The sequence below is a fragment of the Stenotrophomonas sp. 71799_Sma genome, assembly GCF_056482505.1.
The window spans coordinates 3101826-3113137 of sequence record NZ_CM151202.1; the positions used below are offsets into that span (position 1 = coordinate 3101826).

The window sequence follows — 11312 nt, forward strand, 5'->3', positions numbered from 1 at the left end:
CACCGCCTGCGTGAAGCGCGCGCGTATGTGCGGCATCCGGATACGACGACGCCGGCACAGGGCCGGCGTCGTCGGGTACCTCAGGCTCGCGACAGGATCACTCCTGCGCGGCGTCCTCACTGCTGGCAGCCGCCGGTGCGCCGTCGGTCGCGGCCGGGGCGGCGACGGCCACCTCGTCCTCGTCCTCGTCGATCGAGGCATCCATGCGCTCCACCGCCTGCAGCTTCTCGTCCTTGGACAGGCGGATCAGGGTCACGCCCTGGGTGTTGCGGCCGACGCGGCTGATTTCCGAGCCACGCGTACGCACCAGGGTGCCACCATCGGAGATCAGCAGCACTTCGTCGCTGGAGCCCATCAGCACCGCGGCGACCAGCTTGCCGTTGCGCTCGGTGGTCTGGATGCCGATCACGCCCTGCGTGCCACGGCCCTTGCGCGGGTAGTCGGGCAGCGGGGTGCGCTTGCCGTAGCCGTTCTCGGTGGCGGTGAGGATGTACTGCACGCTGGCGTCATCGGCGCCGTCGATCACCGCATCGCCATTGGCTGCGGTTTCCTCGACACCGTTGTCGTCCTCGTTCTCGTCCTCGCTGCCACCGGCACTTTCGGCCACGATCAGGCTGACCACTTCCTCGCCGGCCGGCATCTTGATGCCACGCACGCCGGTTGCGGTACGGCCCATCGAGCGGACCTTGTCTTCACCGAAGCGCACGGTCTTGCCGTTGGAGGCGAACAGCAGGATGTCGCGCTCGCCGTCGGTCAGGCCAACGCCGACCAGGGCATCGCCCTCGTCCAGATTGATTGCGATCTTGCCGCGCGCCAGACGGAAGGCGAACTCGCTCAGCGGGGTCTTCTTGACCGTACCGTTCTTCGTGGCGAAGAACACGAACTGGCCGTCGGCGTACTCACGCACCGGCAGCACGGCCTGCACGCGTTCGCCCGGCTCCAGCGGGATCCAGTTGATGATCGGACGGCCGCGGGCGTTGGAACCGGCTTCGGGCAGCTGGTAGACCGGCAGCCAGAACACCTTGCCCGAGCTGGTGAAGGTCAGCAGCGTATCGTGCGTGTTGACCAGCCACAGCTGTTCGATGAAATCCTCTTCCTTGGTCGCTGCCGCACTGCGGCCGCGGCCGCCACGGCGCTGTGCGCGGTACACGCTCACCGGCTGCCGCTTCACGTAACCGGCATGCGACACGGTGACCACCACGTCTTCCGGCGCGATCAGGTCGAGGATGTCGAGATCTTCTTCGCTGTGGCGGATTTCGGTACGACGCTCATCGCCGAACTCGGCCTTGACGTTGACCAGCTCCTCGCGGATCACCTGCAGCAGGCGGTCGGGATCTTCCAGGATGTGGATCAGCCCGGCGATCACTTCCAGCAGCTGCTTGTACTCGTCGGTCAGGCGGTCCTGCTCCAGCCCGGTCAGGCGGTGCAGGCGCATTTCCAGGATCTGGGTGGCCTGGATCTCGGTCAGCTGGTAGCCGCCCTCGATCAGGCCCACGCCCTTGGGCAGGTCTTCCGGACGCGAGGCTTCGGCACCGGCGGCACCCAGCATCGCACCGACCAGGCCCGGCTCCCACACGCGCGCCAGCATGCGCTCGCGTGCTTCGTTCGGGTTCGGCGAGGTCTTGATCAGTTCGATCATCTCGTCGATGTTGGCCAGCGCGACGGTCAGGCCTTCCAGCACGTGGGCACGGGCGCGCGCCTTGCGCAGCTCGAACACGGTACGGCGGGTGACCACTTCGCGACGGTGGCGGACGAACGCCTCCAGCATCTGCTTGAGGTTCATCAACTGCGGGCGGCCATCGACCAGCGCCACCATGTTGATGCCGAACACCGATTCCATCTGCGTCTGCTGGTACAGGTTGTTCAGCACAACCTCGGCAGATTCACCGCGCTTGATCTCGATGTAGATGCGCATGCCGTCCTTGTCGGACTCATCGCGCAGCTCGCTGATGCCTTCGATCTTCTTTTCCTTGACCAGCTCGGCGATCTTCTCGATCAGACGCGCCTTGTTCACCTGGTAAGGAATTTCAGTGACGATGATCGATTCGCGGCCGTTGTCGGCCACTTCGATATCGGCCTTGGCACGGATGCGCACGCGGCCACGGCCGGTGCGGTAGCCGGCGACGATGCCGGCGGTGCCGTTGATGATGCCGGCGGTCGGGAAATCCGGGCCCGGGATGTACTCCATCAGGCCGTCGACGTCGATTTCCGGGTTGTCGATCAGCGCGATGCAGGCGTTGATCGATTCGCTCAGGTTGTGCGGCGGGATGTTGGTCGCCATGCCCACCGCGATACCGGCCGAACCGTTGACCAGCAGGTTCGGGAACCGGGTCGGCATGACCGTCGGCTCCAGTTCCTTTTCGTCGTAGTTGGGCTGGAAATCGACGGTTTCCTTGTCGATGTCCGCCATCAGCTCATGCGCCAGGCGCGACATGCGCGCTTCGGTGTATCGCATTGCCGCGGCGGAGTCGCCATCGATGGAGCCGAAGTTACCCTGGCCATCGACCAGCATGTAACGCAGCGAGAACGGCTGTGCCAGGCGCACCAGCGTGTCGTACACCGACTGATCGCCATGCGGGTGGTACTTACCGATGACGTCACCGACGATACGCGCCGACTTGAAGTAGGGCTTGTTGCTGTGCGCGTTGAGTTCATTCATCGCGAACAGCACGCGGCGATGCACCGGCTTGAGGCCATCGCGCGCATCCGGGAGCGCGCGGCCCACGATCACGCTCATGGCGTAATCGAGGTAGCTCTTGCGCATCTCGTCTTCCAGGTTGACCTGGATGATTTCCTTGGCGTTTTCTGCCATTCGGGTTCCGTTGTCTGGTAGCGGTCCAGTCCGGCGCAGCCCTCTGCGGGAGGGGGTCGTGCCGGAACCTCGATTCAACCTGTGGATACTACCACAACAGGCCGTCCCCTGCCTCCATTTACGGGGATTTTACCGGCACAAATCAGGAACTTAGGGGGGTGCCGGCCAGCGGCCGGCACTACCGGGGGCGGAGGTCACGCTGCCCCCTCCCCTGTGCCTCAGCCACCAAAGGCAGTGCGCATGTTCTCGATGGTCGGGTTCAGGATCACCCCGCGCTCGGTCACGATGGCATCGATCAGTTCACCCGGGGTGACGTCGAACACCGGGTTCCAGGCGGCGATGCCTTCGGCCACGGTGCGGGTACCGCCCACGCCGTACAGCTCGCCCGGGTCGCGCTGCTCGATCTCGATCTGGCTGCCATCCACGGTCTCCATGTCCACGGTCGAGGACGGCGCCACCACCATGAACTTGACCCCGTGGTGGCGAGCGGCGATGGCCAGCTGATAGGTGCCGATCTTGTTGGCGGTATCGCCGTTGGCACAGATGCGGTCGGCGCCGACGATCACCCACTGCACGGCGCCGGTCTTCATCAGGTGCGAGGCTGCCGAATCGGCGATCAGGGTGGCGTCGATGCCATCCTGCTGCAGTTCCCACACGGTCAGGCGTGCGCCCTGCAGCCACGGACGGGTCTCGCCGGCGAACACGCGGGCGATGCGGTGCTGGGCCATGCCGGCACGGATCACGCCCAGTGCCGTGCCGAAGCCGGCGGTGGCCAGCGAGCCGGTGTTGCAGTGGGTCAGCACGCCGCTGCCGGCCTCGATCAGGCCCGCGCCCAGCGCGCCCATGTGGCGGTTGGCGGCCAGGTCCTCCTCGGCAATGGCCTGCGCTTCGGCTTCCAGCAGGGCCTTCCAGTCGCCGCCGGCGACGTTCAGGCAGCGACGCATGCGCGCCAGCGCCCAGGCCAGATTGACGGCGGTCGGGCGCGATGCGTTCAGGCGCTGCAGCGCCGGCTCCAACTGCTGAAGCGCATGCGCGCCATCAGCGGCCTGCACGTCCCGCGCCGCCAGCACCACACCCCAGGCTGCGGCAATGCCGATCGCCGGCGCGCCACGCACGGTCAGCGCGTGGATGGCGCTGGCAACTTCGTCACTGTCATGGCAGACCACGTGCTCGACCACGAACGGCAGCTTGCGCTGGTCCAGCAGTTGCAGGGCATCGCCGGTCCAGAGGATCGGGCGGATGTGGTCATAACGGGCGTAGTCGATGTCGGAGGCAGTGTTCATGGGCCCATTGTAGGGCCACGCCCCGCGTGGTTGGAGCCTGCCCGGGCTCAATTCACCGAGAATTCGGCGCGGCAGCCGCCGTCCACCCAGATCCCGTTGCGGTTCCAGCCCCAGGTGTTGCCTTCCTCGCACGGGGTGCTGGACAACTGCTCGGTAACGACCGCGCCGACCGAAATGCTCGCCCCACAGAAGCGGCGCTTCTTCGACTTCGACTCGCAGGTCAGGCGGCGTGGCACGTCGACAAAACGGCCGTCCTCGTCAGCCACTTCGAAATCGCCCTGGCAACCACGGCTGGTCCAGACTTCATTGCGCTTGTAGCCCCAGCCCTGCCCTTCGCGGCACGGCAGCACCGACAGCTGGCGCAGCAGGCGCACCGGCGCCCCGTCCAGGCGCACCGGGCAACTCTGCGGGCGGCCATTGGATTCGCAGCGCACCACACGGCGGACCAGGCGCTTGCCTTCCGTTGCCGCAGGCGCTGCACCTTCCGCACGACGCGCACGGAACTCTGCGCGGCAGCCAAGGGTGACCCACACGCCACTGCGGTCGGTGCCCCACTCGCTGCCACGGATGCAACTGTTGCTGGACAACTGGCGCACAAGGTCGATGCCATTGCTGACGTCGATATCGCAATGCACCCAGCCCATGTCGCGCGATTCGCAGGTCACCACTTCGCCGTCATAGCCCGCCTGCTGGGCCGACGCCGATGACGGCAGCCAGGCACCCCAGAGCGCGATGGAGTACACCGGTGCAGCGACAACCGCAAACCACTTGACCAAAGCCTTCCCCAGCAGGAATGGATGAACTGCGTGCCAGTGTCCGGCATCTGCCGTGATAAGAGCATCATCCTGCTTACCGAAGCAAGCGCGGAAACGCGGAATTCCGTTCAGTCTTCGATGTTCAGGAATGTGCGCACCGCGCTCACGCGTGGGCGAAGTCGTAGGCCAGCACATCGGCGATACGCGGCGTGCGGCTCATCGCCATCAACAACCGATCGACACCCACCGCCACGCCAGCGCAGGCAGGCATCGATGGCAACGCCGACAGCAGCGCCTCATCCACGGACGGTTGCACCTGGCCCCGCTCATGGCGTCGCTGCAGGTCACGCTGGAATCGCGCACGCTGTTCGTGCGCGTCGTTCAGTTCGTGATAGCCGTTGGCCAGTTCCACGGCCCCCAGATAAAGCTCGAAACGCTCGGCCAGCGGCGGCGTGCCGGCTCGAATGCGCGCCAGTGCGGCCTGGCTGGCAGGCCAATCGTGGACCACGGTCATCACCGCGTCATCGAAATGCGGCTGGATATGATGGGTCATCAGCAGATCCAGCCAGTCATCGCGGGTCAGCCCGACCGGGTCGATATGTACCTCGCCCAGCGCGGCACGCAGCGCGGCCTCGTCGGCATCGAACGGATCCACACCCACGTACTGCTGGAACAGCTCGCGGTAACTGAGCACACGCAGCGTCGCACTGCGCCCGACCAGGGCCAGCGCCTGGCCGACCAGCTCGGCGGTTTCCTGCACCAGACGATGGTGGTCCCAACCGACCCGGTACCACTCCAGCATGGTGAATTCCGGATTGTGGCGGCCGCCCGCCTCGCCGTTGCGGAACACCCGGCCCAGTTCGTAACAGTCACCCACGCCCGCCGCCAGCAGGCGCTTGAGCGGATACTCCGGCGAGGTACGCAGCCAGCGGCGGCGGCCACCGGCATCGACATGGCCGGTGAAATCGGTATGGAAGCTGTCGATGTTCGGCTCGGTGTTGCCGGCCACCGACAGGATCGGCGTCTCCACCTCCAGCACATCGCGATCGGCGAAGAAGCGGCGCACCAGCGCGTTGAGCGCGGCACGCTGCTGCAGCGCGCGCAGCAGGGCCTCGCTCACAGGATGCCCTCCGGGCGCGGATGATCCAGCGGCAGGGTCAGCAGATCGCGGGTGTCATCGATGTAGCCACTGGCCAGGTACAGGCGCCGGGCCAGTTCGTTGTGGTGGTTCACTTCCAGCCGCAGGCGGCTGACGCCACGCCCGCGAGCGCGCTGTTCGCAGATGGCCAGCGCCTGCTTGCCGCGGCCGCGGCCGCGCGCGCGGTGGCTCAGGTACAGCTCGTCCAGCAGCATGAAGTGGCCGCCCTGCTCCAGGCTGAAACCCATCGCGATCACTGCGTAGCCCACCACCTCGGCGGCCTCGTCCAGCCACAGCAGCACCTCGCCATTGCGCGGATCGGCCAGCAGCGCGTCCACGCCGCGACGCACGCGCGCGTCGTCGAAGTCGATCTTGTCTTCGGCATAGAACTCGCGCATCAACGCGATCAACAGTTCTTCGTCGGCACGGGTGGCCAGGCGGAAATCCAGCGGAGCGGTCTGCATCGGTGTTCCTTTGTGTTTCATGCCGGGCGCCAGGCACCCGGCGGGGTCATCATTCGTGTTCGGCGAGGTAGGCCAGCAGGCGGTCTTCGTCCCATACCGGCACGCCCAGCGACTGCGCCTTGTCCAGCTTGGAGCCGGCCTCGGTACCGGCCACCACGAAGCTGGTCTTCTTCGACACGCTGCCGGAGACCTTGGCACCCAGCGCTTCCAGGCGTTCCTTGGCGGCATCGCGGGTGAGCTGGGCCAGGGTGCCGGTCAGCACCACGGTCTGCCCATCCAGCGGGCCGGCCACGATCTCGGCCAGCGCCGGCGCCTTGGCCAGGATCTGCTGCATCGCCTTCTCGGCCGCCAGCAACATCGCGCCATGGCCATCGGCATCGAGCCACGCAGCCAGGCCGCGTGCAGTGTCATCGGGCAGGCCGGCGTTGACGAACTGGCCATGCTCGGCGTCGAGCACTGCTTGCGCGCCGGAAAGCGCAGCGACCAGTTTTTCGGCGCGCAGGCGGGTGATGCCAGGGATCTCCGATTCGACCAGCAGCTGCGCCAGATCCAGCCCTTCGCGCAGCTTGGCACTGGGCGCATGCACATCGCTGATGCGCACCTGACCGACCTGCAGCAGGTCATCGATGGCCTGCTGGTTGCCCTGCTGCTCGAAGAAATGACCCAGCGAACGCGCCACTTCGCCGCCGATGTCCGGCACACGCTTGAACAGCGGCCACGGCAGGTGGCGGATAAGCTCCAGGTCACCGAACCACTGCGCCAGCGCCTTGGCCGTGCTCTCGCCCACGTGCTCGATGCCAAGCGCGAACAGCAGGCGCTCCAGCGTGGCCGCACGGCTGGCATCGATCGCCGCGATCAGGTTGTCGGCCCACTTGGTGGCGATCTTCTTCGTGTTCCATTCGAAGCTGGCCGGCTGTGCCAGCGCCTGTGCTCGCCAGCCCGGATCGTTGCCATCCAGCTTGAGCACCGCATTGAGCACCGCACCACTGCCTTCGGCGGGCAGGTGCAGCTTCAGCGCAGCCGCCAGTGCGGAAGGGTCCTCGGCATCCAGCACCAGCTTCAGATGCAGCAGCTGGTCACGGTTGAGCCGGTACAGATCGGCCACGCTTCTGACGATGCCGGCGTCGACCAGAGTTTCGATGTACTTGTCACCCAGGCCATCGATATCCATCGCGCGACGCGAGGCGAAATGGGCGATGGCTTCCTTGCGCTGCGCCGGGCAGGACAGTTCGCCCGAGCAGCGCCATGCGGCAGCACCTTCCTCGCGCACGATTTCCGAGCCGCACACCGGGCAGCGCGTCGGCATCTGCCACGGCGTGGTGCCCGGCGGGCGGCGATCAAGGATGACGCTGACCACTTCCGGAATCACATCACCGGCGCGGCGCACGATCACGCTGTCACCCACGCGCACATCCAGGCGTGCGATCTGGTCGGCGTTGTGCAACGTGGCGTTGGACACGATCACGCCTGCCACCGCCACCGGCGCCAGCCGCGCGACCGGTGTGGCTGCACCGGTGCGGCCGATCTGGATCTCGATCGCCTCTACCGTAGTGCTCTGTTCCTGTGCCGGGAACTTGTGCGCGATGGCCCAGCGCGGCGCACGCGAAACGAAGCCCATGGCCTGCTGGCCGGCGCGGTCATCCAGCTTGTAGACCACGCCATCGATATCGAACGGCAGGCCATCGCGGCGCTCACCGATATCGCGGTAGTAGCCGAGCAGGCCGTCGGTGCCTTCCACGACCTTGCACAGCTCACTGACCGGGAAGCCCCAGGCACCGAGCTGGGCCAGTGTGCCCGAATGGGTGTCCGGCAGCTCGCCGCCCTGCACTTCGCCGGTGCCGTAGGCGAAGAAACTCAGCCGGCGCTGCGCACTGATCTTCGGGTCGAGCTGGCGCAGCGAACCGGCGGCGGCGTTGCGCGGGTTGGCCAGCACCTTGCCGCCCTGCAGGCGCGCACGCTCGTTGTAGGACTCGAAGTCGGCGCGGGCCATGTAGACCTCACCACGCACCTCCAGCACATCCGGCCAGTCCTTGCCGTGCAGCCGCTTGGGAATATCACCGATCTCGCGCAGGTTGGCCGTCACGTCCTCGCCGGTACTGCCATCGCCGCGGGTCGCGCCGAGTACGAAATGACCGTCCTCGTAGCGCAGGCTGATCGCCAGGCCGTCCATCTTCGGCTCGGCCGAGAACCGCAGGCTGCGTCGGCCCAGGCGCTCGTCGATGCGGCGCACGAAATCTGCCACTTCCTCGTCGCTGAAGGCATTGGACAGCGACAGCATCGGCACCGCGTGGCGCACTTCCGGGAAGCGGCCGGAGGGGCGCGCACCGACCTGCTGGGTCGGGCTGTCGGCACGGGCCAGCTCCGGATGCTCGCGCTCCAGCGCTTCCAGCTCGCGCACCATCCGGTCGTAGTCGACGTCGGGGATCTCCGGCGCGTCCAGCTCATGGTAGGCGCGGTTGGCCTGGGCGATCTGCCGGCGAAGGTCTTCGGCGCGTTCGGCGGGGCTGGGGCTCATCGGGATCCGGTGGTTCTGGGATGGCCGGGGATTCTACCGCGCCCGACCGTCAGGCCCTGTAACGCTCCCGCCTTTGTAGCGTCGAGCTTGCTCGACTGGTGCTCCCTCGCTCTGGCAGGTGCCAACCACTCCCCCATCCTGGTACGTGCCAACCACTCCCCAGCTCTGGTACGTGCCAACCACCCTCCCGCTCTGGTAGGTGCCAACCACCCTCCCGCTCTGGTAGGTGCCAACCTTGGTTGGCACATCTGCAGTCAAGCATGGTTCGACTCCACAAAAAGCAGCTTGCCGCCCATCCCCACCGGCGCTAGCGTGCGACGGTCTTCCCTTCGGAATCCCACCCGTGACCCTGCCCGCCTCCCGTCGACGCTTCCTGCAACTGGCCGGTGCTGGCCTCGCCGTCGCCGGCACCGGGCTGCCGCAGCTCGGCCATGCCCAACCCGCGACAGCCGCCGCCCCAGCCCCTGCCGAAGGCGCCGTACTACTGAACTTCAACGAATGCCCGTACGGCCCCTCGCGCGCCGCCCAGCAGGCGGCGCGCGACAGCATCGCCAGCTGCGGCCGCTACCGCTTCGCTCTGGCGGCACAGGTTCGCGATGCCTTCATCGAACAGGCGCGCATCCCGGCTGATCACGTGCGGCTGTATCCGGGTTCCAGCGAGCCGCTGAACCGCGCCGCCGTGCTATGGACCGGCCCGCAGGCGGGGCTGGTAGTGGCCGACCCGACCTTCGAGACGCTGGGCGAGGTCGCCGCCGCACACGGTGCACACGTGCAGAAAGTGCCGCTGCGCGAGGACGGTGCACACGACCTGCGTGCGATGGTCGCCGCCGCACACGCACGCCCGACCGGGCTGCTGTATGTGTGCAACCCGAACAACCCGACCGGCTCGATCAGCCCACCGGATGAGCTCGCCTGGCTGCTGGCCCACAAGCCCGCTTCCACCCGCGTGCTGTTGGACGAGGCGTATCTGCAGTACAGCGAACAGCCGAGCCTGATCGCGCAGGTGGCGCAGCGCGATGACCTGATCGTGTTGCGCACGTTCTCCAAGCTATATGGCATGGCCGGCCTGCGCCTGGGCGTGGCGACCGCACATCCCGACCGCCTGCGCGAGCTGGCCAGCCTCGGCGACAACCCGCTACCCGTGCCGGCACTGGCCGCTGCACTGGCCAGCCTGCGCGATCCGCAGTTGATTCCGCAGCGCCGCCTGCAGAATGCCAAGGTGCGCGAGGCCACCATCGCGTGGCTGGGCAAGCGTGGTTTCAGCTGCGTGCCGTCGGAAGCGAACTGCTTCGTGGTCGACGTGCAACGCGATGGCAGCGCGTTCGCCAAGGCGATGGCGGACAACGGCGTGGTGATCGGACGCAGCTGGCCGATCTGGCCACAGCGCGTGCGCGTGACCGTCGGCACCGAAGAAGAAATGGCCGCGTTCCGCCATGCGTTCGCGAAGGTGGCCGGCGTGCCGGCCTGATCCTGTTGGTGGGGGCGAACCTTGGTTCGCCCCATCCACGCATGGCGTGGATCTACTGTTGTGGGTGCCGACCGTTGGTCGGGGTGGGTGCCGACCGTTGGTCGGCACGCCATGGCGCTTACCAGCGCGGGGTCTTGGTCAGCGGCGGGGCCTGGTGCTGGCGGTCGTAGGCGCGCAGCTCGTCACGGATGTGTGCGATGCGCTGGCGGCCCAGGGCATTGCGGCTGTCATCGAGCACCACGCCATCCAGCAGTTCAGCCATGCGCTGCACCGTCGGCAGCATCTTCTCCCAGGCGTCCAGCGCGGTCAGCGGCGCCGGCAGGGTCAGGAAGAAGGCGATGGCCGGGGTTTCCATGGCACGGATGTTGGCCATGTCGAAGCTGCCCGGCTTCATGATGCTGGCCATCGAGAAGATCGGGCCGCGCTCGGGGTGGCCTTCCACCAGACGGTGGAACACGTTCATGTGGCCGAACACCAGGCCGGTCTTCTCAGCCGCCACCACGATGTCCTCACCACGAAGCTGCTCGCCGGCCCGGGCAGCCACGAACAAGGAGACGATCTTGTCGAAATCCTGGGTGGCGCGCTTGCCGAGATCACTGGCGCCCGGGTCGGTTTCGCCCAGACCAAGTTCGGCCTGCTCGCCTTCCGTGCCCATGCCCGGTTCGACGCGGCCATCGGCCACGGCGACGCCGTCTTCGCCCAGTACCGGTTCGCGGCGCTCGCCGCTGGTCGGTTCCGCGCCTTCCACGCGGCGCCCCTGGGGCTTCTTTTTCGGACGGCCAAACAGGAAGATCGCGGCGATCAACAGCAGGCCGGCGGCCAGGATGCCGATGCGCAACAGTGCCGTGTCGGACATTCGATAGGTTCTCCGGCTGGT

General features: G+C 67.0%; 8 protein-coding genes. 1 reads left to right on the plus strand and 7 read right to left on the minus strand.

Features of this window, described 5'->3' with window-relative positions; translation table 11 throughout:
- Window positions 1-97: 97 nt before the first annotated feature.
- The 6 genes from gyrA to ligA all read right to left on the minus strand — a co-directional run bounded on the left by gyrA (window position 98) and on the right by ligA (window position 8973).
- Window positions 98-2812 carry a DNA gyrase subunit A gene (gene gyrA, locus ACZK4Z_RS14515; RefSeq protein WP_125892079.1) on the minus strand — a complete coding sequence of 905 codons (2715 nt, stop codon included), beginning with the start codon at window positions 2810-2812 and terminating at the stop codon, window positions 98-100.
- A 218-nt stretch (window positions 2813-3030) separates the two neighbouring features.
- The gene (gene mtnA, locus ACZK4Z_RS14520) at window positions 3031-4095 is read right to left on the minus strand and encodes an S-methyl-5-thioribose-1-phosphate isomerase (protein ID WP_125892081.1); all 1065 of its coding nucleotides are present in this window, start codon (window positions 4093-4095) and stop codon (window positions 3031-3033) included.
- A gap of 47 nt (window positions 4096-4142) precedes the next feature.
- The gene (locus tag ACZK4Z_RS14525; protein ID WP_032127686.1) at window positions 4143-4871 is read right to left on the minus strand and encodes a DUF3011 domain-containing protein; all 729 of its coding nucleotides are present in this window, start codon (window positions 4869-4871) and stop codon (window positions 4143-4145) included.
- A gap of 142 nt (window positions 4872-5013) precedes the next feature.
- Window positions 5014-5970, minus strand: a complete 957-nt coding sequence (gene epmA, locus ACZK4Z_RS14530) for an EF-P lysine aminoacylase EpmA (RefSeq protein WP_125892083.1) — start codon at window positions 5968-5970, stop codon at window positions 5014-5016.
- Window positions 5967-6452 carry a GNAT family N-acetyltransferase gene (locus ACZK4Z_RS14535; protein ID WP_032127684.1) on the minus strand — a complete coding sequence of 162 codons (486 nt, stop codon included), beginning with the start codon at window positions 6450-6452 and terminating at the stop codon, window positions 5967-5969. Before ACZK4Z_RS14535 ends, epmA begins: the two co-directional genes overlap by 4 nt.
- A 49-nt stretch (window positions 6453-6501) precedes the next feature.
- Complete coding sequence (ligA, locus tag ACZK4Z_RS14540) at window positions 6502-8973, minus strand: NAD-dependent DNA ligase LigA (protein ID WP_180837543.1); 2472 nt, start codon at window positions 8971-8973, stop codon at window positions 6502-6504.
- 337 nt (window positions 8974-9310) lie between these two features.
- Here ligA and ACZK4Z_RS14545 point away from each other — a divergent pair, with 337 nt between their 5' ends.
- Window positions 9311-10435 carry a pyridoxal phosphate-dependent aminotransferase gene (locus ACZK4Z_RS14545; RefSeq protein ID WP_125892087.1) on the plus strand — a complete coding sequence of 375 codons (1125 nt, stop codon included), beginning with the start codon at window positions 9311-9313 and terminating at the stop codon, window positions 10433-10435.
- Window positions 10436-10553: 118 nt separating this feature from the next.
- On the opposite strand, the gene zipA is transcribed toward ACZK4Z_RS14545, so the two are convergent.
- Window positions 10554-11291 (minus strand): cell division protein ZipA, encoded by a 738-nt coding sequence (gene zipA, locus ACZK4Z_RS14550; RefSeq protein ID WP_006376490.1) that lies wholly within the window; start codon window positions 11289-11291, stop codon window positions 10554-10556.
- Between the last annotated feature and the right edge of the window lie 21 nt (window positions 11292-11312).